The sequence below is a fragment of the Shinella sp. WSD5-1 genome, assembly GCF_963942435.1.
In the GTDB taxonomy this organism is placed as follows: Bacteria; Pseudomonadota; Alphaproteobacteria; order Rhizobiales; family Rhizobiaceae; genus Shinella; species Shinella yambaruensis.
Genome location: NZ_OZ012596.1, coordinates 217430 through 237267 on the forward strand (window position 1 = coordinate 217430; position 19838 = coordinate 237267).

Here is a 19838-nt window from a genome sequence, read left to right on the forward strand (position 1 = left end):
CAAGTCCTTCCTGCGCGGGGGGCTAGCGCCCGCCGCTGACGTTGAGGGCGGCACCCGTCACATAGGACGCCGCATCGGAGAGAAGATAGAGAATGGAATGGGCGACTTCATCGGCCGTGCCCGGCCGCTGCATCGGGATGAGCGACGCCATGTCGCGCGCCCGGTCCGGCAGGCCGCCGGAAGCGTGGATGTCGGTATCGATGATGCCGGGGCGCACGAGATTGACGCGCACGCCCTCCGCGGCGACCTCGCGCGCGAGGCCGACGGTGAAACTCTCGATGGCGCCCTTGCTGGCGGCATAGTCGACATATTGGCCGGCAGCGCCGAGGAGGGCGGCGACCGACGAGATGTTGACGATGGAACCGCCCTTGCCGCCGTGGCGCGTCGACATGCGGCGGACGGCCTCCTGGGCGCAGCGGATCGAGCCCATCACGTTGACGGCGAACATGCGCTCCAGACGCTCGGCGGACATCTCGTCGACGCGCTGCGGCAGCGCGATGATGCCCGCATTGTTGACGAGCCCGTCGAGCCGGCCGAACGTGCCGTCGATGGCGGAGAAGATGGAGGCGAGGCCGAGTTCCGTCCCGACATCGCCGCCGACCGGGATCGCCGAGCCGCCGAGCGCCCGGATGTCGCCGACAACGGCCTCGGCCGCGTCGCGATTGGCGGCATAGTTCACAGCGACCTGCCAGCCGGCGGCACCCGCCATGCGGCAGACGCTGGCGCCGATGCCGCGGCTGCCGCCGGTGACGAGAAGAACGGGAGCCTCCGTCATGGCGCGCATCCTTTCCGCCTGAAGACGTCCCAGGGCGCCACGGTCGCCTTGCCGTCGTCCCACAGCGTCGAATAGCGCACCGACGGCCCGAAGCCGGAAAGAAGCAGGGTTTCGGCCGCCGCAGCCCCCTCCTCCGGCAGGAGGCCGGCATCGCCGGCGCCGTCGAGCGCGTAGATCACGCCCTCCCAGACGGTACAGGCGGCGATCTCCTCGCCGGTCACGTCGCCTTCGGGGCAATCGTGCATGACCATGCCGTTCGAGCGGGCGGGATCGCCCGGCATGACGACACCGTCGAGCACCACGCCGCTCGCCAGGATCTTCAGCTTGAAATGATGGCTCGTCGCGGCCGCGTCGGAACCGACAGGCTCGAAGGTGAGCTCATAGGCCCCGTCGCGATCCGCATAGCGCGCGCGGTCCTGCCGGCACTCCGCCGCCGAGGCGGCGGTTGCGGCAAGAAATCCGGCAAGGACGAGGACGGCGCGCATCGCTCAGTGGGCCTTTTCCGTGGCGAGCTTGATGCCGAGGGCGATGAAGACGAGGCCGCTCGCCCGGTCTATCCACTGGCTCATGCGCGCGAAGGCCGCACGCATCTTCGGCGTCGTCATGAAGAGCGAGACGCCGACGAACCAGACGATGAGGCAGGTGGCCATGACGAGGCCGTAGCCGAACTTGATGGCGATCGGCGTATGGGCGCTGACGACCGTGGAGAAAATCGACAGGAAGAAGAAGACCGGCTTGGGGTTCAGCGCATTGGCGAGGAAGCCGAGGCCGAAGGCGCGCAATGCCGATTGCCCGCCCTTGCCGTCTTCGCCGCCCTTCACCGTCTCGACGGAAATGTCGGCCTTGCCGGCCCTGAGCGCCTTGATGCCGATGTAGACGAGATAGGCGACGCCGCACCACTTCACGATGTTGAAGAGGTAGATCGACTGGGAAATGAGGAGGCCGAGGCCGAGGATCGTGTAGGCGACATGGAACATCAGCGACGTGCCGATGCCGAAGGACGTGACGATCGCCGCACGCCGCCCATGCACGATCGACTGGCGCATCACCATGGCGAGATCCGCGCCGGGCGAGACGATGGCGAAGGCGAAGATCGCCATCAGCGAGGCGAGTTCGAGGAGATAGTTGCTCATGGAATGCCTGCCTCCTGGAGGATGATCGCGCCCGCCATGACCGCGAGCCCCACCAAAGCGACGGTCCAGACGAGCGAGCGGATATAGGGTACGCCTGCAAGATAGAGCGGAAGATAGACGAGCCGGGCGACGAACCACAACCATGCGCCGGCAAGCCCCCAGCCCGCCGGGTCGCCCGCGATGGCAAGCGCCAGGGCGAGCGCGACGAAGGCCGGATAGGTCTCCCGGAAATTCGCCGACGCGCGCGCGGCGCGTCCGGCGACCAGGCCGGCCGGCTGCCGCGGCTCATCGCGCGGGCCGGCATTCCAGACGGAGCCAAGCTCCCGTGTCGAGAGCATGCCCTGGAGCCCGATATGGAAGACGAGCAGCGCCACGCTCAATGCCAGAAGCACGAGCATGGGCGAAGACGCTGACGCTGCCGCCTCCATGGGGGTCTCCGCTCAGAGATCGAGAACGAGGCGTTCCGGATCTTCCAGGCTGTCCTTGACGCGCACGAGGAAGGTCACGGCTTCCTTGCCGTCGACGATGCGGTGGTCGTAGGAGAGCGCGAGATACATCATCGGGCGGATGACGATCTGGCCACCGACGACGACCGGACGCTCCTGGATCTTGTGCATGCCGAGGATGCCGGATTGCGGGGCGTTGAGGATCGGCGAGGACATCAGCGAACCGTAGACGCCGCCGTTCGAGATGGTGAAGGTGCCGCCCTGCATGTCGGCCATGGAGAGTTCGCCGTCCCGGGCAGCCTTGCCGAGGCGGCCGATTTCCTTCTCGATCGCGGCAATGCCCATCTGGTCGGCATCGCGCACGACCGGGACGACGAGGCCCTTGTCCGTGCCGACGGCGACGCCGATGTGGCAGTAGTTCTTGTAGATGATGTCCGTGCCGTCGATCTCGGCATTGACCGCCGGCAGCTCCTTCAGCGCGTGGGTGACGGCCTTGGTGAAGAAGCCCATGAAGCCGAGCTTGACGCCGTGCTTCTTCTCGAAGAGGTCCTTGTAGCGGTTGCGCAGGTCCATCACGGCCGACATGTCCACCTCGTTGTAGGTGGTCAGCATGGCTGCGGTGTTCTGGGCGTCCTTCAGGCGCTTGGCGATCGTCTGGCGCAGGCGCGTCATCTTCACGCGCTCTTCGCGCGGCGCATCGGCCTCGGAGGACGGCGCGCGGGCGACGACCTTGGCCGGCTCGGCGGCAGCGGCCGTGGAGGCCGTGATGCCCTTGGCGACGGCGGCGATGACGTCGCCCTTCAGCACCTGGCCGCGCTTGCCGGACCCGTCGACCTGATCGGCCGAGAGGTTGTTTTCGGCGAGCATCTTGGCAGCGGCCGGAGCGGCCGGCATGGCCGAGGCACCGGCAGCGGGCTTGGCCTCGGCGGCGGGCGCGGCAGCAGCGGCCTTCTCCACCTTTTCGGCGGCGGCCGGCGCCGCGGCACCGGCGGATGCGCCTTCGGAGATCTGGCCGAGCAGGCCGCCCGGGGCGACCGTGTCGCCGGCAGCGGCGGTGATTTCCGACAGCACGCCGGCGGCCGGCGCCGGCACTTCGATCGTCACCTTGTCGGTTTCGAGCTCACAGAGCGGCTCGTCGGCCTTGATGACGTCGCCGACCTTCTTGAACCAGGTGCCGACGGTCGCTTCGCTGACGGATTCGCCCAGAGTCGGGACGCGGATTTCGGTAGCCATGAGTTGAGTTCCGTTCGTTATATCTTTGTCGCGGTTACTGAAGCAATTCCAGGAAAAGTGTGAAGCGGTTTTCCGTCCGGAATTGCGCGAAAAACTGCCGGGCGGATCAACCGCCCAGCGCGTCTTCGAGGAAGGCGGCGAGCTGCGCAAGGTGCTTCGACATCAGGCCCGTCGCCGGCGAGGCGGCGGCCGGACGGCCGGTATAGCGCACACGCTGGTACTTGGCGTCGATATGGGCGAGCACCCATTCGAGATAGGGGTCGATGAAGGCCCAGGCGCCCATGTTCTTGGGCTCTTCCTGGCACCAGACCATCTCGGCATTGCGGAAGCGCGACAATTCGTTGATCAGCGCCTTGGCCGGGAACGGATAGAGCTGTTCCAGGCGCAGGAGGTAGACGTCGTCGATGCCGCGTTTCTCGCGCTCTTCGAGGAGGTCGTAGTAGACCTTGCCCGAGCACATCACGACGCGACGGATCTTGGCGTCCTTCTGCAGCTTGATCGGGCCGTCCTTGATGACCTCGGCATCGTCCCAGAGCAGGCGGTGGAACGAGCTTTCGCCCGCCATTTCCGAAAGCGAGGAGACGGCGCGCTTGTGGCGCAGCAGGGACTTCGGCGTCATCATGATCAGCGGCTTGCGGAAGTCGCGCTTCACCTGGCGGCGCAGGATGTGGAAGTAGTTCGCCGGCGTCGTGACATTGGCGACCTGCATGTTGTCCTCGGCGCACATCTGCAGCCAGCGCTCGAGGCGGGCGGAGGAGTGCTCCGGACCCTGGCCCTCATAGCCGTGCGGCAGGAGGCAGACGAGGCCGGACATGCGCAGCCACTTGCGCTCGCCCGAAGAGATGAACTGGTCGAAGACGACCTGCGCGCCGTTGGCGAAGTCGCCGAACTGGGCTTCCCAGAGGGTCAGCGCGTTCGGACGGGCCAGCGAATAGCCGTATTCGAAACCGAGCACCGCTTCTTCCGAGAGCATCGAGTTGATGACCTCGTAGCGCGCCTGGGTCGGCGAGAGGTTGGCGAGCGGGATGTAGCGATCCTCGGTCTCCTGATCGTAGAGCACCGAGTGGCGCTGCGAGAAGGTGCCGCGTTCGCAATCCTGGCCGGAAAGGCGGATCTTCGTGCCCTCGACGCAGAGCGTGCCGAAAGCGAGCGCTTCCGCCATCGCCCAGTCGATGCCCTCGCCCGTCTCGACCATCTGCATGCGGTTGTCCATGAACCGCTGGATGGTCTTGTGGGCCTTGAAGCCTTCCGGGATCGTCGCGATCTTGCGGCCGACCTCCTTGAGCTGCTTCATCGGCACGGACGTCTTGCCGCGGCGCTGTTCGTCCTGGTTGTCGGCCGAGCGCAGGCCCGACCAGACGCCGTCCAGCCAGTCGGCCTTGTTCGGCTTGTAGGACTGGCCGATCTCGAATTCCGTCTCGAGGTTGGCGCGCCAGTCGGCCTTCATCTTCTCGAATTCGCCCTCGCTGATCACGCCCTCGGCAATAAGGCGCGCACCGTAGAGGTTGACCACGGTCTTGTGGGCGCGGATCGCCTTGTACATCTTCGGCTGCGTGAACGCCGGCTCGTCGCCTTCGTTGTGACCGAAGCGGCGGTAGCAGAAGATGTCGAGAACGACCGGCTTGTGGAACTTCATGCGGAATTCGGTCGCAACCTTGGCCGCGTAGGTCACCGCTTCCGGATCATCGCCGTTCACATGGAAGATCGGCGCCTCGATCATCTTCGCCACATCCGACGGATAGGGCGAGGAGCGCGAGAAGGCCGGGTTGGTGGTGAAGCCGATCTGGTTGTTGATGATGACATGCACCGTGCCGGCGACGCGGTGGCCGCGCAGGCCCGAAAGGCCGAGGATTTCGGCAACGACGCCCTGGCCCGCGAAGGCCGCATCGCCATGCAAGAGCAGCGGCATGACCTTGACACGCTCGCGCAGCGGGATGATGTCGCCCTCGAAGACCGTCGCCATCTGGTCCTGCTTGGCGCGGGCCTTGCCCATGACGACCGGGTTGACGATTTCAAGGTGCGAGGGGTTGGCGGTCAGCGACAGGTGCACCTTGTTGCCGTCGAACTCGCGGTCCGAGGAAGCGCCGAGGTGGTACTTCACGTCGCCCGAACCTTCCACGTCGTCCGGCGCGTAGGAGCCGCCCTTGAATTCGTGGAAGACGGCGCGGTGGGGCTTTGCCATCACGTTGGTGAGCACGTTGAGGCGGCCGCGGTGGGCCATGCCGAGCACGATTTCCTTCAGGCCGAGCTGGCCGCCGCGCTTGATGATCTGCTCCAGCGCCGGGATGAGGGATTCGCCGCCGTCGAGGCCGAAGCGCTTGGTGCCCTTGTACTTGACGTCGATGAACTGCTCGAAGCCTTCCGCCTCGATCAGCTTCTGCAGGATCGCCTTCTTGCCCTCGGGCGTGAAGTCGACGCCCTTGTCCGGGCCTTCGATGCGCTCCTGGATCCAGCCCTTCTCTTCCGGGTTGGAGATATGCATGAACTCGACGCCGATCGTCGAACAATAGGTGCGCTCCAGGATCTCGACCATTTCGCGCACGCTCGCATATTCGAGGCCAAGCACGTTGTCGATGAAGATCTTGCGGTCGAGATCCTTCTCCTCGAAACCGTAGTTCGAGGGCGAGAGCTCGTTATAATCCTCGACGGGAACGGCAAGGCCGAGCGGGTCGAGCTTGGCGTGCAGGTGGCCGCGCGCGCGGTAGGCGCGGATCATCATGATGGCGCGCACGCTATCGCGCGTCGCCTGGTTGACGTCGGCCTGGTTGACGGGCGCGCCGGTCTGGGCGGCGACGGCCTCGGCCTTCGCCTGCACCTTCTTCTCCAGCACCTTCTCGACCACGCCCCAGTTGCCGTCGAGCGCCGAAACGAGCTCGCCATTGGCGGCAATCGGCCAGTTCGCGCGCTTCCACGAGGCGCCCTTCGCGGCCTTCACGATGTCGGAGGGCTGGTCTTCGAGGGCCTTGAAGAAGGCCCGCCATTCCTCGCCGAGCGAGGCGGGATCGGCCTCGTACTTCGCGTAGAGCTGCTCGATATAGGCTGCGTTCGCCCCGTCGAGGAAGGACGTGGCCAGGAATTGTTCGTTGGCGTCTTGTCGTGCCATGGTGTTTCGCGGGCGCCGCGCCCGCCTCCCGAACGATCGTGTTGACCGGGCTTTCCCCCGGCTTGCCGCCCGGCATGACGCCGGGAAGAGACGGATCGGCCGGCATTTTCAGCCGGCCCACCCCATTTTCGTTTCTCAGCCCTTGAGGACTTCGACCAGCGTCTTGCCGAGACGGGCCGGCGAAGGCGAAACGCGGATGCCCGCCGCCTCCATCGCCGCGATCTTGGATTCCGCATCGCCCTTGCCGCCGGAAACGACGGCGCCGGCATGGCCCATGGTGCGGCCCTTCGGGGCCGTGCGGCCCGCGATGAAGCCGGCCATCGGCTTCTTGCGGCCCTTCTTGGCCTCGTCGATGAGGAACTGCGCCGCATCTTCCTCGGCCGAGCCGCCGATTTCGCCGATCATGATGATCGAGGTCGTGGCGTCGTCGGCGAGGAACATCTCCAGGACGTCGATGAACTCGGTGCCCTTGACCGGGTCGCCGCCGATACCGACGGCCGTGGTCTGGCCGAGGCCTTCGTTGGAGGTCTGGAACACGGCTTCATAGGTCAGCGTGCCGGAGCGCGAGACGATGCCGACCGAACCCTTGCGGAAGATCGAGCCCGGCATGATGCCGATCTTGCACTCTTCCGGCGTCAGGATGCCCGGGCAGTTCGGGCCGAGCAGGCGCGAGGAGGAACGGTCGAGGCGCGCCTTGACGCGCACCATGTCGGCGACCGGGATGCCCTCGGTGATGCAGGTGATGAACGGGATTTCCGCATCGATCGCCTCGATGATCGCGTCCGCGGCGCCTGCCGGCGGAACGTAGATCACGGAGGCGTCGGCGCCGGTCTTTTCCTTGCCCTCGGCGACGGAGGCGAAGATCGGCAGGCTTTCGCCCTTCGAGCCGGTCCAGGTTTCGCCGCCCTTCTTCGGGTGGATGCCGCCGACCATCTGCGTGCCGTAGTAGGCGAGCGCCTGCTCGGTGTGGAAGGTGCCGGTCTTGCCGGTCAGGCCCTGAACGAGGACCTTGGTGTTCTTGTTGACGAGAATCGACATGAGGTCAGGTCCTTCAGTTAGCCGTTGACCGCGGCAACGATCTTCTTGGCGGCGTCGTCCAGATCGTCGGCGGCGGTGATCGCCAGGCCCGATTCGTTCAGGATCTTCTTGCCAAGCTCGACATTCGTGCCTTCGAGACGAACGACCAGCGGAACCTTGAGGCCGACTTCCTGCACGGCTGCGACCACGCCTTCGGCGATGACGTCGCACTTCATGATGCCGCCGAAGATGTTGACGAGGATGCCCTCGACCTTCGGGTCGGCCGTGATGATCTTGAAGGCTGCCGCGACCTTCTCCTTGCCCGCGCCGCCGCCGACGTCGCAGAAGTTCGCCGGCTCCTTGCCGTAGAGCTTGATGATGTCCATCGTCGCCATGGCAAGGCCCGCGCCGTTGACCATGCAGCCGATATTGCCGTCAAGCGCCACATAGGCGAGGTCCCACTTGGAAGCCTCGATCTCCTTGGCGTCCTCTTCGGTCTCGTCGCGCAGCGCCCGGATGTCGTCGTGGCGGAACAGCGCGTTGCCGTCGAAGGAGACCTTGGCGTCGAGGACGCGCATGCGGCCGTTCTTCATGACGATCAGCGGGTTGATCTCGAGCAGGCTCATGTCCTTCTCGACGAAGGCCTTGTAGAGGATCGGGAAGAGCTTTTCGGCGTCGGCCTTGGCTTCGCCTTCGAGCTTCAGGGCTGCGGTCAGCGTCGCCAGGTTGTCGGCGGTGACGCCGGTTTCCGGGTTGATCGCGACGGTGACGATCTTCTCCGGCGTGTCATGGGCGACGGCCTCGATATCCATGCCGCCTTCCGTCGAGACGACGAAGGCGACCTGGCCGACGGAACGGTCGACGAGCAGCGAGAGATAGAGTTCGCGGTCGATGTCGGCGCCGTCCTCGATATAGAGGCGGTTCACCTGCTTGCCGGCCTCGCCGGTCTGCGCGGTGACGAGCGTGTTGCCGAGCATTTCCTTGGCGTGGGCCTTGGCTTCCTCCACCGAGAAGGCGAGGCGGACGCCGCCCTTGGCATCGGGACCGAGCTCCTTGAACTTGCCCTTGCCGCGGCCGCCTGCATGGATCTGGCTCTTGACCACGTAGAGCGGGCCGGGAAGCGACTTCGCAGCCGCCTCCGCCTCGTCGGCGGAGAAGATCGCGACGCCTTCGGCGACCGGAGCGCCAAAGCTCTTGAGCAGAGCCTTGGCCTGATATTCATGAATGTTCATGGGGAAAATCCTGTCTGGATACCGGGATTACTTCAGCGAAGGCGCGATGTTGATGCAGGCTTCGCAAAGGCCGGCAACGGCGCCGACGGACTTGTCGAAGGCTTCCTGCTCGGCCTTGTTGAGGTCGATCTCGACGATACGCTCGACGCCGCCGGCGCCGATGACGGTGGGTACGCCGACATACATGTCCTTCACGCCGTACTGGCCTGAAAGATAGGCCGCGCAGGGCAGGACACGCTTCTTGTCCTTCAGGTAGGACTCGGCCATCTCGATCGCCGAAGCGGCCGGGGCGTAGTAGGCCGAGCCGGTCTTGAGCAGGCCGACGATCTCGGCGCCGCCGTCACGGGTGCGCTGGATGATTTCTTCCAGGCGTTCCTTGGTGACCCAGCCCATCTTGACGAGGTCGGTCAGCGGGATGCCGGCGACCGTGGAGTAGCGGGCAAGCGGCACCATCGTGTCGCCGTGGCCGCCGAGAACGAAGGCGGTGACGTCCTGGACGGAGACCTTGAATTCTTCGGAGAGGAAGAGGCGGAAGCGGGCCGAGTCCAGCACGCCGGCCATGCCGACGACCATGTTCTTCGGCAGGCCCGAGAACTTCTGCAGCGCCCAGACCATCGCGTCGAGCGGGTTGGTGATGCAGATGACGAAGGCGTTCGGGGCATATTTCTTGATGCCGGCGCCGACCTGTTCCATGACCTTGAGGTTGATGCCGAGAAGATCGTCGCGGCTCATGCCGGGCTTGCGGGCAACGCCGGCGGTGACGATGCAGACGTCCGCGCCTTCGATGGCGGCGTAATCGCTGGCGCCCGTCAGCGAGGCGTTGAAGCCCTCGACCGGCGAGGACTGGGCGATATCGAGGCCCTTGCCCTGCGGAATGCCGTCGGCAATGTCGAAGAGGACGATGTCGCCCAGTTCCTTCAGGCCGGCCAGATGCGCCAGCGTGCCACCGATCATTCCAGAACCAATAAGTGCGATCTTCTTGCGGGCCATGAAAGCTTCCTCTTGCTCCGATCAACAGGCCCCCAATGTCGCAATTGCGGGACCTTTCGGCGCAAGGGCTTACGCTTGTCCGCCTAAAAATTCAACACATACTTTCGGATCGAAGTTTTTCAATCGGTTAGATACAAAATATCTTACGTAAACGTAAGAATTTCCGTCACGCTTTCGTCACATCCTCTTCGTAGCGGGCCTTGTGATCGGCAAGATATTCCGTGCTGCGGATCTCGATGAGGCGCGAGACCGTGCGGTCGAACTCGAAACCTTCCGTGCCCTTGCGGGTGACAAGCAGGTTTTCCGGCGCCGCCGCCGCGGAGGCGAAGAGCCGCGCGCGATGATCGTAGATCGTGTCGACGAGATTGATGAAGCGTTTCGTCTCGTTGCGCTTCTCCGCGCCGAGCAGGGGAATGTGATCGACGAAGAGCGTGTCGTAATGCGCGAGGATTTCGAGATAGTCGGCCGCGCCCAGCGGCTTTTCGCAAAGGTCGGAGAAGGAGAAGCGCGCAACGCGCCCCGCCGCCCGCGGCACGGGGATGCTGCGGCCCCGGAAGGCAATCGTCTTGGCCGCCGCCGGCCTGCCTACGGTCTCGCGCCGCCAGGCCGCCTCCATCGCCATGTCGGCTTCGACGCCGAGCGGATGGCGGAACACCGGCAGGCCGCTGTCCTTCTCCATGCGATAGTCGGTCAGGGAATCGAGCGGCACGATCTCGACATGGCGCTTCAGGAGATCGACGAAGGGCAGGAAGAGGCTGCGGTTGAGGCCGTCCCTGTAGAGGTTGTCCGGCTCGACATTGGACGTCGCAACAAGGATGCAGCCGCGCTGGAAAAGCTCTCCGAAGAGACGCGACAGGATCATCGCATCGGCGATATCCGTCACGGAGAACTCGTCGAAGCAGAGGAGGCGCGCCTCCTCGACGAGGCTTTCCGCCACCGGCGGCACGGGATCGGCCTGCTTCGTCTCGCCGGCCTTCAGCTTCTGGCGGTGCTTGTGGATGCGCTCGTGCACATCGGCCATGAATTCATGGAAATGCGCCCGCCGCTTGCGCTTGACCCGCGCCAGCTCGAAGAACATGTCCATCAGCATGGTCTTGCCACGCCCGACGCCGCCATGGATGTAGAGCCCCTTGGGGGCGCTGACCGTCGCGGGCTTGCGGGAGGCGAAGAGCCAGCCGAGCGCGCTCGACTTGCGCGCCGGACGCTGGGCGTGAAGGTCAAGCAGCAGCCTGTCGAAGCGCGCGGCCATGGCCCTCTGCGCCGGATCCGGCTTCAGCTCGCCGCTCGCGACAAGGGCCTGCAGCCTATCCGAAACGCCGTGATCCGGATGGGTCGACCCGCTGTCCCAATCCTTGCCCATGGGCGGCTTTTATCCGTGTCGGTGTCGAAAGGACGGGATCAGCGTGAAAGGCTGACGGGCTGGCCGGAATTGGTCGAGCCGTCGAAACGGGCATCGGCCGTCTTGTAAAGCCGGGCGATGGCGTTGCCGTTGCGGTCCTTCAGCACGACCTGCTTGCCGGCGACCTCCCAGGAGCCCATCGTCGTCAGTTCGCCCGCGCAACCGCGCGTGCCGCCGCGCGAGCCGCTGCCGAGATTGGTGAGCGTCAGGAACATGTCGCAGGAGGACGGGCCGCTCGCCACCCGCCAGTTGCCGACCATGGATTCCTTGGTGACGTCGAGCGCCGTCGCCGCTGCCGTATCGCCCGTTCCGGTGCCCGTCGTCGCCATCGCCGTGTCGGTCGCCGGCTTTTCCGGGAACTGCGAGGTGTCGGTCGTGGGGTCGGGCAACTGGCTGGAGGAGACGGTGCCGATCGGCTGGGCCTCCAGCGGCGTGATGTTCTGCTGCGTATTGACGCTGTCCATCGAGGTTCGCTGGCAACCGGCCAGAGCAAGCGCCATCATCAGCCCGCCTGCCACATGGTGAATCCGCATGTCGTTACTCCCGATATCTGCCCGATACTGCTGCCGTGCAGCAATTCCCGCCGAATTAACGTGAATCGCCCGCACGAATCAAGACGAAACGGCCCGAATAGTCGGGCCGCCTCCTCACGTTTCGTGAATGTCCATCATATGGGTCAGAGCCGGCGCTCGACCAGCATCTTCTTGATTTCGCCGATCGCCTTGGCCGGGTTGAGGCCCTTCGGGCAGGCCTGGGCGCAGTTCATGATCGTATGGCAGCGGTAGAGACGGAAGGGGTCTTCCAGATTGTCGAGGCGCTCGCCGGTGGCCTCGTCGCGGCTGTCGATCAGCCAGCGATAGGCCTGGAGCAAGACCGCCGGGCCGAGATAGCGGTCGCCGTTCCACCAATAGCTCGGACAGGAGGTCGAGCAGCAGGCGCACAGGATGCACTCGTAGAGGCCGTCCAGCTTGAGGCGATCCTCATGGCTCTGCTTCCACTCCTTCGCCGGCGTCGGCGACACGGTCTTCAGCCAGGGCTCGATCGAGCGGTGCTGGGCGTAGAAGTTCGTGAGGTCGGGAACGAGGTCCTTGACGACCGGCATATGCGGCAGCGGATAGACCTTCACCGCACCCTTGATCTCGTCCATGCCCTTGGTGCAGGCGAGCGTGTTGGTGCCGTCGATATTCATGGCGCAGGAGCCGCAGATGCCCTCGCGGCACGAGCGACGCAGCGTCAGCGTCGGGTCGATCTTGTTCTTGATGTAGAGCAGCGCGTCGAGCACCATCGGGCCGCAGTCGTCGACGTCGATGTAGAACGTGTCGACCGACGGGTTCTTGCCGTCATCGGGGTTCCAGCGGTAGATGCGGAACTCACGGGTGTTGGTGGCGCCGGCCGGCTTCGGCCAGACCTTGCCCTCGGTCAGCTGCGAGTTTTTCGGGAGAGCGAGTTCAACCATGTCCTGTTCTCCTCGGGATCAGTAGACGCGGGCCTTGGGCTCGATCTTCTTGGGATCGATCCCGTCCGCGATAAGGTCGGTATGAACAGGGCGATAGTCGAGCGTCACGTCGCCCGCCTCGTTCACCCAGGCGAGCGTGTGCTTGCGCCAGTTGACGTCGTCGCGGCCGCCGAGCGGACCGGTCGCATAGTCCTCGCGGGCATGCGAGCCGCGGCTCTCCTTGCGGGCCTCGGCGCCGTAGACGGTGGTGATGGCGTTCGCCATCAGGTTCTCCAGCTCCAGCGTCTCGACGAGGTCGGAGTTCCAGATCATCGAACGGTCGGTGACCTTGATGTCCGGCATTTCCTTCCAGATCGCCGTCATGCGCTTGCAGCCGCTTTCCAGCGATTCCTGGGTACGGAACACGGCGGCGTCTTCCTGCATGGTGCGCTGCATCTTGTCGCGCAGCACTGCCGTCGGCGTGCCGCCATTGGCGTTCCGCAGGCGATCGAAGCGATCCATGATCCGGTCGCAGGCGGCAATGTCGAGCGCCGGCACCGCCTCGTTGCGGTCGATCACCTGGCCGGCGCGGATCGCGGCGGCACGGCCGAAGACCACGAGGTCGATCAGCGAGTTGGAGCCGAGGCGGTTGGCGCCGTGCACCGAGGCACAGCCCGCCTCGCCAACCGCCATCAGGCCGGGCGCGATGCGCTCCGGGTTCTGGCCGTCGGCGTTCAGCACCTCGCCCCAGTAATTCGTGGGAATGCCGCCCATATTGTAGTGGACGGTGGGCAGGACCGGGATCGGCTCGCGCGTCACGTCGACGCCGGCGAAGATCTTCGCGCTCTCGGAAATGCCGGGCAGGCGCTCGTGCAGAACCGCCGGATCGAGGTGGTCGAGATGCAGGAAGATGTGGTCCTTGTTCTTGCCGACGCCGCGGCCTTCGCGGATTTCCATCGTCATGCAGCGCGAGACGACGTCGCGCGAAGCGAGGTCCTTCGCCGACGGCGCATAACGCTCCATGAAGCGCTCGCCTTCCGAGTTGACAAGATAGCCGCCTTCGCCGCGGGCGCCCTCGGTGATGAGGCAGCCGGCGCCGTAGATGCCGGTCGGGTGGAACTGCACGAACTCCATGTCCTGCAGCGGCAGGCCGGCGCGGGCGATCATGCCGCCGCCGTCGCCCGTGCAGGTGTGGGCCGAGGTGGCCGAGAAATAGGCGCGGCCGTAACCACCGGTCGCCAGCACCACCATCTTGGCCGCGAAGCGATGGATCGTGCCGTCGTCGAGGTTCCAGGCGACGACGCCGGTGCAGCGGCCGTCGGCCGACATGATCAGGTCGAGCGCGAAATATTCGATGAAGAATTCCGCATTGTTGCGCAGCGACTGGCCGTAGAGCGTGTGCAGGATGGCGTGGCCGGTACGGTCGGCGGCCGCGCAGGTGCGCTGCACCGGCGGGCCCTCGCCATAGTTCTGCATGTGGCCGCCGAACGGGCGCTGGTAGATCTTGCCCTCTTCGTTGCGCGAGAAGGGCACGCCGTAATGCTCCAGCTCATAGACCGCCTTCGGCGCTTCCATGGTGAGATACTGCATGGCGTCGACGTCGCCGAGCCAGTCGGAACCCTTGACGGTGTCGTAGAGATGCCACTGCCAGCTGTCCGGCGTCATGTTCCTGAGCGAGGCCGCGATGCCGCCCTGGGCGGCGACGGTGTGCGAACGCGTCGGGAAGACCTTGGTGATGCAGGCCGTCTTGAGGCCTTGCTCGGCCATGCCGAGCGTGGCGCGCAGGCCCGCGCCGCCGGCGCCGACGACGATCACGTCGAAGGAATGGTCCACGTAATTATAGGCCTTGCCGTTGGCCGCCGGGGAGGAGATCGCTGCCATGATGGATTATCCTGCGAAAGCGATTTTGAGGACGGCGAAAAGACAGAGTCCGCCGACCAGGATCGCGAAGAAGGTATTGAGCATGAGGAGCGCGATCTTCACGCCTTCCGCATGCACGTAGTCCTCGATGATGACCTGCATGCCGAGCTTCATGTGGATGAGGCCGGAGACGACAACGAGGCCCATGAGGACGGCGACGATCGGGTGCGACAGCGCTGCCGTCACCTCCGCATAGGAAGCGCCGTTATAGCAGATCAGGAAGCCGACGAAGAACAGGAGAAGCGGAACGTTGGCGACGGCCGTCAGGCGCTGGCGCCAGAAATGCTCCGTACCGTCCTTTGCCGAGCCGAGGCCGCGAACCTTGCCGAGAGGGGTGCGCATATCCATGAAACTCTCCTCAGCGGGCCAGATAGCCGACGATCCAGATCAGCACCGTCAGGGCGACGGAGACGACCGGGGTCAGAAGGGCGAGCCTGGTGGCGAAATGCTTCTCGTAGCCGTGGCCCATGTCCCACATGAAGTGGCGAAGGCCGCCCAGCATGTGTTGCATCAGCGCCCAGGTATAGCCGAAGAGCACGAGGCGGCCGATCAGCGTGCCGAAGAACCAGTTGACCCAGTCGAAATAGGCCTCGCCCGAGGCGGCGGCGATTAGCCACCAGGCAACGAGCACCGTGCCGAAGTAAAGGGCGGCACCGGTTATGCGATGCACGATGGACATGACCATCGTCGGGATCGGCTTGTAGACCTGGAGATGCGGCGAGAGCGGCCGGCTTCGAGTGACATTCGCCATCTGAACCTCACGGAACCCCGGAGAGCCATAAACTGGACAAATTTTCTCCGGAATTGCAGTATGTTGTGCACAATGCAGTGATTGCGACGTTTAATCACCGGAAAGCGGAACCACAAGCCTCATTGCAGTGCAAAATGAATTTAATCGATTAAGCGGCCTGCCGCTTTTGTGCCATCCCGGGACGCGGTCCGCCAATTAACGATAACGGGAAAATTCATAACCAAATCCGTGACTTTTGCCGGCCGCTGCCCCATCTTGCCGTTAAGGATCTGTTAAGCGTAATCCGGAAGGCAGGACAGAATGACTCTGTTTTCAGCGTCCCATGCGACCAAAGTTCTAGCGCTTGCGGTCGCCCTCGCAGCCGGCGGCATGACGGCCGCCGCGGCCCGCGACCGCAGCCCCGATATCGGCTGGTCGGACAATTCCGACGCGGACTGGTCGAACGGCAGCTTCATCGGCCGCAGCATCGAGCGGCGCGAGCACCGCGACTGGCGCCCGCGCGAGCGCTACCGCGACGACCGCCGGGTGGAGCGGCATCACGATCGCCATTGGCGCAAGGACCGCAATTTCTATGGCGGCGCCCTCTCGGCCTATCGCGACCCGGGCAACGGCATCTATTTCCATATCGACCGGGATCGCTATTACGACGACCTGATCGATGCCCCCTTCGTCGAAAACCGCGGGCCGAAGGTCATCGTGGTGACGCCGGGCCAGGACGGATGTTCGTGGGAAGCCGGCGTCTGCGTCATCCGCCCCGGCTTTTGATAGCGGGAAAAAGCCTCACGCTTTTGCCGGGCTCGCGCCGAAGCGCCAGACCGTCGTCTTCTTGACCTCGCTGTCCTCCAGCGCCCGCGTCACCGGCACCGTGTAGGTGGCGAGCGCCTCCATGCGCTCGCGCGGGCAATAGGCCCGGCCGGGATCGCCGACGAGCACCAGGGCGCCCCGGGCAGCAAGGGCGGAGAACCAGGGAATGAGCACGTCCGCAAAGCCGCGGTCATAGAAGACGTCGCCGGCCAGCACGACATCCCAGCCCTCGTCCCGGCCGACCATGTCTTCGGCCGTATGGGCAAGGTCGACGCCGTTCAGGGCGGCGTTCAGGCGGATCGCGGTCTTGCTCCAGGGATCGATATCCGCAGCAAGCACCGGCGCAGCGCCCGAAAGCCGCGCCGCGATGCCGACAAGGCCGGAACCGCTGGCAAAATCCAGCACCGACTTTCCGGCCACCAGTGCCGGATGGTCCAGCACATGGCGGGCAAGCCCCTGCCCGCCCGCCCAGGCGAAGGCCCAGAAGGGCGGCGGCAGGCCGATCTCCTCCAGCTCCTCCTCGGTCTTCAGCCAGAGGTCATGCGCCTCGGTGGCAAGATGCAGCGTCACCTCCGGCACATGCGGCGGGGAGAGCACGCCCGTATTGTCGCGGATGAAGACCTCGGGATCCGTCTTCACCGGAGCATCGCTCCATGGCGCCGGTTTCCCGAACGCGCGATACGGCGCCGAACCATCAGCGCGGCGGCTTGTCGAGACCACCCATGCGGCAGACCTCGATCCACTCTTCCTCGGTCACCGGCTGCACCGAAAGGCGCATGGAGGTGACGAGCGACATGTTGGCGAGCTTCGGATTGGCCTTGACGTCCTTCAGCGAGACGGGCCTCGGCATGTCGCACACGGCGCGGATGTCGACGCAATCCCAGCGCGGGTCCTCGCCGGCCGTCGAATCGGGATGCGACAGCCCGCAGACCTCGGTGATGCCGACGATCTCCAGCCCCTCGTTGGAGTGGTAGAAGAAGCCCTTGTCGCCGATCTTCATGGCCCGCATGTTGTTGCGCGCCTGGTAGTTGCGCACGCCGTCCCATTCCTCGCCGGCCGCCCCTTTCGACTTCAGCTTCTCCCAGGAGAACTTGAAGGGTTCGGACTTGTAGAGCCAGTGTGCCATGCGGATCAGGCCTCCGGATTGTTGAAGACCCAGTTCCAGGCCTTCACCTCGACAGAAGCGAAGAGGCCGGCCTTGGCATAGGGATCGTTCTCCGCGATCTGGCGTGCCTCCTCGATCGTCTCGGCCTTGACCACGACGAGGCTGCCGGTCGGCTTGCCGTCATCGCCGAGGAAGGGGCCGGCGAAGGCGAGCTTGCCGTCCGCATTGAGGCCGTTCAGGTAGGCGAGGTGATCCGGGCGCGTATCGAGGCGCACCTGCAGCGCGCCGGGCTTGTCCTGGCAGAGAAATGCGAAATGCATGAAACGATCCTTCCTTCTGTTCCTGGCCGCTGTGTCATTCCTGGGTGATCGGGCGCGTCATCAGCTGCCCGATGGCGGTCTTCACGTCGAGACTGCCATCGATGATGCGGGCGACCGCATCGGTGATCGGCATGTCGATGCCCTTTTCAGCCGCGACGCTGGAAGCGACCGAGGCGGCGAAGGCGCCCTCCACCAGATCGCCCGACCAGCCGGCGGCATCGCCATGGCGGCCGAGCGCGATGCCGAAGCGCAGGTTGCGCGACTGGTGGCTCGTTCCCGTCAGAACGAGATCGCCGAGGCCGGAGAGCCCCGTGACCGTGGTGCCCTCCCCGCCATGGGCCGCGACGAAGCGCGACAGTTCCGCAAGCCCGCGCGAAATCAGCGCCGCCCGTGCCGAATCGCCAAGCTCGGCCCCCTCGATGATGCCGCAGGCGATCGCCAGCACGTTCTTCAGCGCGCCGCCGAGCTGCACGCCGATGCGGTCGGTCGAGGGATAGAGCCGGAAGGTCGGCCCGGAAAGGGCCTGCGCCAGCAAGGCGCCGGTCTCGGCCGTGCGCGCGGCGATCACCATCGCCGTCGGCAGGCCCTTCGCGATGTCGGCGGCAAAGCCGGGGCCGGAGAGCACTGCGATCTCGCGGCCCGGAAGCTCTTCTTCCAGAACCTCCGTCAGCAGCCGTCCGGTGCCCTTTTCCATGCCCTTGGCGCAGATCACCACGGCCATGCCCGGCGCCAGCAGGGCCGCAAGGGAGCGTGCCGCCGCGCGCTGGGCCTGCGAGGGCATGGCGAACAGAACGATGCCGGCGCCGCGGATCGCCTCCGCATCGGCGCTGAAGGAAAGGGTCGGCGGCAGGTCGATGCCGGGAAGCGCCTTTTCGTTGCGCCGCGAGGCGCGCATCAGGTCGACGGCCACCGCATCGCGGCCGATCAGCGTGGCATCGCCGCCGCTTGCCGCGGCCACGCTCGCCAGCGCCGTGCCGAAGGCACCCGCGCCGATGACGGCGATCCTCGGAGTGGTGCTCATGCCTTGGCTCCCCGCTTGCCGGATCCCAGGATCGTCGCCGCCTCGCGGTCGAGCGGCCAGCGCGAGCGCGGCGCGACGGCAAGGTCATCGGGCGCAAAGCCGGCCGCCATGCGCTCCAGCCCCGCCCAGGCGATCATGGATGCATTGTCGGTGCACAGCGCCAGCGGCGGGGCGATGAAGCGGAATTTCTGCTTGTCGCACAGCACCTGCAGGGTCGCGCGCAGCTCCGCATTGGCCGCCACCCCGCCGGCAACGACCAGCGCCGGCGTCTCGACATCCGGGAAAAGCGTGCGGAACCGTTCGAGGCCGCGGCCGATGCGATCCTTCAGCGTGCGCGAGACGGCGCGCTGGAAGGAGGCGCAGATATCGGCGATGTCCTGCTCCGTCACCGGCTCGATCGACTGCGCAGCCTGCCGCACCGCCGTCTTGAGGCCGGAAAAGGAGAAATCGAGCCGCGCCTCGCCGACGAGCGGCCGCGGGAAGGTGAACCGCTCCGGATTCCCCGTCTTCGCCATGCGCTCCACCGCCGGCCCCCCGGGATAGGGCAGGCCGAGCAGCTTGGCCGTCTTGTCGAAGGCTTCGCCCAGCGCGTCGTCGGTCGTGGTGCCCCAGCGCTCGTAGTCGTCGATGCCGCGCACCAGGACGAGCTGGGTATGGCCGCCGGAGACGAGCAGCATGAGATAGGGAAAGGAGAGCCCGTCCGTCAGCCGCGCCGTCAGCGCATGGCCTTCCAGATGGTTGACGGCATAGAGCGGCTTGCCCGTCGCCCGGGCGATCGCCTTGCCGGTCATCAGCCCGACGATGAGCCCGCCGATCAGCCCCGGCCCGCTCGTCGCGGCAATGGCATCGACATCGTCAAGTGAGCGCCCCGCCCGCAGCAGCGCCTCGGAAATCAGGCTGTCGAGCGCTTCCACATGGGCGCGTGCGGCGATCTCCGGCACCACGCCGCCATAGGCGCTGTGCTCTTCGAGCTGGCTCAGCACCACCTCGCCCAGGATCTCGCCCCTGCCCTCCGCATCGCGCGCGACCACGGCCGCAGCGGTCTCGTCGCAGCTCGTTTCGATGCCCAGGATGGTCAGATGGGACGACATGTAGCACTTGGGAATTGATTGCGATGGGCCGGAAACCCGGTTACGAGACATCCCGGTAACAAC

General features: G+C 65.6%; 21 protein-coding genes. 1 reads left to right on the top strand and 20 read right to left on the bottom strand.

All coding sequences use genetic code 11. The features are described from left to right. Window positions 1-22: 22 nt before the first annotated feature. The 15 genes from AABQ55_RS01030 to sdhC all read right to left on the bottom strand — a co-directional run bounded on the left by AABQ55_RS01030 (window position 23) and on the right by sdhC (window position 15434). A complete protein-coding gene (locus AABQ55_RS01030) occupies window positions 23-775 on the bottom strand; it encodes an SDR family oxidoreductase (protein WP_244769330.1) in 753 nt (250 codons plus the stop codon). Beyond that, window positions 772-1260 (bottom strand): hypothetical protein, encoded by a 489-nt coding sequence (locus AABQ55_RS01035; RefSeq protein WP_272806924.1) that lies wholly within the window; start codon window positions 1258-1260, stop codon window positions 772-774. Before AABQ55_RS01035 ends, AABQ55_RS01030 begins: the two co-directional genes overlap by 4 nt. 3 nt (window positions 1261-1263) lie before the next feature. Continuing rightward, complete coding sequence (locus AABQ55_RS01040) at window positions 1264-1908, bottom strand: LysE family translocator (protein ID WP_272806925.1); 645 nt, start codon at window positions 1906-1908, stop codon at window positions 1264-1266. Beyond that, complete coding sequence (locus tag AABQ55_RS01045; RefSeq protein WP_272806926.1) at window positions 1905-2336, bottom strand: MAPEG family protein; 432 nt, start codon at window positions 2334-2336, stop codon at window positions 1905-1907. The genes AABQ55_RS01040 and AABQ55_RS01045 overlap by 4 nt, the downstream gene beginning before the upstream one ends. 12 nt (window positions 2337-2348) lie before the next feature. Next, the gene (gene odhB / locus AABQ55_RS01050; protein ID WP_272806927.1) at window positions 2349-3587 is read right to left on the bottom strand and encodes a 2-oxoglutarate dehydrogenase complex dihydrolipoyllysine-residue succinyltransferase; all 1239 of its coding nucleotides are present in this window, start codon (window positions 3585-3587) and stop codon (window positions 2349-2351) included. 106 nt (window positions 3588-3693) lie between these two features. Further along, the gene (locus AABQ55_RS01055) at window positions 3694-6690 is read right to left on the bottom strand and encodes a 2-oxoglutarate dehydrogenase E1 component (RefSeq protein ID WP_272806928.1); all 2997 of its coding nucleotides are present in this window, start codon (window positions 6688-6690) and stop codon (window positions 3694-3696) included. Between the two features lie 135 nt (window positions 6691-6825). Continuing rightward, window positions 6826-7728: a succinate--CoA ligase subunit alpha gene (sucD, locus tag AABQ55_RS01060; RefSeq protein ID WP_244769324.1), complete on the bottom strand. Its 903-nt coding sequence runs from the start codon at window positions 7726-7728 to the stop codon at window positions 6826-6828. A gap of 17 nt (window positions 7729-7745) precedes the next feature. After that, on the bottom strand, window positions 7746-8939 hold the full coding sequence (sucC, locus tag AABQ55_RS01065) for an ADP-forming succinate--CoA ligase subunit beta (RefSeq protein ID WP_244769323.1): 1194 nt from the start codon (window positions 8937-8939) through the stop codon (window positions 7746-7748). Between the two features lie 27 nt (window positions 8940-8966). Continuing rightward, window positions 8967-9929, bottom strand: a complete 963-nt coding sequence (gene mdh / locus AABQ55_RS01070; protein WP_244769322.1) for a malate dehydrogenase — start codon at window positions 9927-9929, stop codon at window positions 8967-8969. Window positions 9930-10095: 166 nt separating this feature from the next. Beyond that, window positions 10096-11289 carry a cell division protein ZapE gene (zapE, locus tag AABQ55_RS01075; protein ID WP_272806929.1) on the bottom strand — a complete coding sequence of 398 codons (1194 nt, stop codon included), beginning with the start codon at window positions 11287-11289 and terminating at the stop codon, window positions 10096-10098. Between the two features lie 38 nt (window positions 11290-11327). Next, on the bottom strand, window positions 11328-11861 hold the full coding sequence (locus tag AABQ55_RS01080; RefSeq protein ID WP_244769320.1) for a protease inhibitor Inh/omp19 family protein: 534 nt from the start codon (window positions 11859-11861) through the stop codon (window positions 11328-11330). Window positions 11862-12004: 143 nt separating this feature from the next. Next, on the bottom strand, window positions 12005-12784 hold the full coding sequence (locus tag AABQ55_RS01085) for a succinate dehydrogenase iron-sulfur subunit (RefSeq protein ID WP_244769319.1): 780 nt from the start codon (window positions 12782-12784) through the stop codon (window positions 12005-12007). Window positions 12785-12802: 18 nt separating this feature from the next. Next, window positions 12803-14644 carry a succinate dehydrogenase flavoprotein subunit gene (sdhA, locus tag AABQ55_RS01090; protein ID WP_244769318.1) on the bottom strand — a complete coding sequence of 614 codons (1842 nt, stop codon included), beginning with the start codon at window positions 14642-14644 and terminating at the stop codon, window positions 12803-12805. Between the two features lie 6 nt (window positions 14645-14650). Next, the gene (gene sdhD / locus AABQ55_RS01095) at window positions 14651-15031 is read right to left on the bottom strand and encodes a succinate dehydrogenase, hydrophobic membrane anchor protein (protein ID WP_272806930.1); all 381 of its coding nucleotides are present in this window, start codon (window positions 15029-15031) and stop codon (window positions 14651-14653) included. Between the two features lie 10 nt (window positions 15032-15041). Continuing rightward, entirely contained in the window at window positions 15042-15434 is a 393-nt protein-coding gene (gene sdhC / locus AABQ55_RS01100) for a succinate dehydrogenase, cytochrome b556 subunit (protein WP_272806931.1), read from the bottom strand. A gap of 300 nt (window positions 15435-15734) precedes the next feature. Here sdhC and AABQ55_RS01105 point away from each other — a divergent pair, with 300 nt between their 5' ends. Further along, window positions 15735-16199: a hypothetical protein gene (locus AABQ55_RS01105; RefSeq protein WP_272806932.1), complete on the top strand. Its 465-nt coding sequence runs from the start codon at window positions 15735-15737 to the stop codon at window positions 16197-16199. Window positions 16200-16214: 15 nt separating this feature from the next. Here the strand turns inward: AABQ55_RS01105 and AABQ55_RS01110 are convergent, their stop codons facing one another. The 5 genes from AABQ55_RS01110 to tsaD are packed head-to-tail and all read right to left on the bottom strand — an operon-like array spanning window position 16215 to window position 19775. Next, window positions 16215-16877, bottom strand: coding sequence for a class I SAM-dependent methyltransferase (locus tag AABQ55_RS01110; protein WP_272806933.1), 663 nt, complete (start codon window positions 16875-16877; stop codon window positions 16215-16217). Between the two features lie 55 nt (window positions 16878-16932). Further along, on the bottom strand, window positions 16933-17364 hold the full coding sequence (locus AABQ55_RS01115) for an EVE domain-containing protein (protein WP_272806934.1): 432 nt from the start codon (window positions 17362-17364) through the stop codon (window positions 16933-16935). 5 nt (window positions 17365-17369) lie between these two features. Next, window positions 17370-17663 (bottom strand): YciI-like protein, encoded by a 294-nt coding sequence (locus tag AABQ55_RS01120; RefSeq protein ID WP_050745545.1) that lies wholly within the window; start codon window positions 17661-17663, stop codon window positions 17370-17372. Window positions 17664-17697: 34 nt separating this feature from the next. Then, window positions 17698-18684, bottom strand: a complete 987-nt coding sequence (locus tag AABQ55_RS01125) for an NAD(P)H-dependent glycerol-3-phosphate dehydrogenase (RefSeq protein ID WP_272806935.1) — start codon at window positions 18682-18684, stop codon at window positions 17698-17700. After that, window positions 18681-19775: a tRNA (adenosine(37)-N6)-threonylcarbamoyltransferase complex transferase subunit TsaD gene (gene tsaD / locus AABQ55_RS01130; RefSeq protein ID WP_272806936.1), complete on the bottom strand. Its 1095-nt coding sequence runs from the start codon at window positions 19773-19775 to the stop codon at window positions 18681-18683. The genes AABQ55_RS01125 and tsaD overlap by 4 nt, the downstream gene beginning before the upstream one ends. Window positions 19776-19838: the final 63 nt, after the last annotated feature.

Coding starts and splice junctions, on each gene's coding strand:
- tsaD (WP_272806936.1), bottom strand. CDS start 19,775: ATGTCGTCCCATCTGACCATCCTGGGCATCGAAACGAGCTGCGACGAG.
- AABQ55_RS01085 (WP_244769319.1), bottom strand. CDS start 12,784: ATGGTTGAACTCGCTCTCCCGAAAAACTCGCAGCTGACCGAGGGCAAG.
- AABQ55_RS01125 (WP_272806935.1), bottom strand. CDS start 18,684: ATGAGCACCACTCCGAGGATCGCCGTCATCGGCGCGGGTGCCTTCGGC.
- AABQ55_RS01105 (WP_272806932.1), top strand. CDS start 15,735: ATGACTCTGTTTTCAGCGTCCCATGCGACCAAAGTTCTAGCGCTTGCG.
- AABQ55_RS01045 (WP_272806926.1), bottom strand. CDS start 2,336: ATGGAGGCGGCAGCGTCAGCGTCTTCGCCCATGCTCGTGCTTCTGGCA.
- AABQ55_RS01115 (WP_272806934.1), bottom strand. CDS start 17,364: ATGGCACACTGGCTCTACAAGTCCGAACCCTTCAAGTTCTCCTGGGAG.
- sucC (WP_244769323.1), bottom strand. CDS start 8,939: ATGAACATTCATGAATATCAGGCCAAGGCTCTGCTCAAGAGCTTTGGC.
- sucD (WP_244769324.1), bottom strand. CDS start 7,728: ATGTCGATTCTCGTCAACAAGAACACCAAGGTCCTCGTTCAGGGCCTG.
- zapE (WP_272806929.1), bottom strand. CDS start 11,289: ATGGGCAAGGATTGGGACAGCGGGTCGACCCATCCGGATCACGGCGTT.
- AABQ55_RS01055 (WP_272806928.1), bottom strand. CDS start 6,690: ATGGCACGACAAGACGCCAACGAACAATTCCTGGCCACGTCCTTCCTC.
- odhB (WP_272806927.1), bottom strand. CDS start 3,587: ATGGCTACCGAAATCCGCGTCCCGACTCTGGGCGAATCCGTCAGCGAA.
- sdhD (WP_272806930.1), bottom strand. CDS start 15,031: ATGGATATGCGCACCCCTCTCGGCAAGGTTCGCGGCCTCGGCTCGGCA.
- AABQ55_RS01120 (WP_050745545.1), bottom strand. CDS start 17,663: ATGCATTTCGCATTTCTCTGCCAGGACAAGCCCGGCGCGCTGCAGGTG.
- sdhA (WP_244769318.1), bottom strand. CDS start 14,644: ATGGCAGCGATCTCCTCCCCGGCGGCCAACGGCAAGGCCTATAATTAC.
- AABQ55_RS01080 (WP_244769320.1), bottom strand. CDS start 11,861: ATGCGGATTCACCATGTGGCAGGCGGGCTGATGATGGCGCTTGCTCTG.
- AABQ55_RS01035 (WP_272806924.1), bottom strand. CDS start 1,260: ATGCGCGCCGTCCTCGTCCTTGCCGGATTTCTTGCCGCAACCGCCGCC.
- mdh (WP_244769322.1), bottom strand. CDS start 9,929: ATGGCCCGCAAGAAGATCGCACTTATTGGTTCTGGAATGATCGGTGGC.
- sdhC (WP_272806931.1), bottom strand. CDS start 15,434: ATGGCGAATGTCACTCGAAGCCGGCCGCTCTCGCCGCATCTCCAGGTC.
- AABQ55_RS01040 (WP_272806925.1), bottom strand. CDS start 1,908: ATGAGCAACTATCTCCTCGAACTCGCCTCGCTGATGGCGATCTTCGCC.
- AABQ55_RS01030 (WP_244769330.1), bottom strand. CDS start 775: ATGACGGAGGCTCCCGTTCTTCTCGTCACCGGCGGCAGCCGCGGCATC.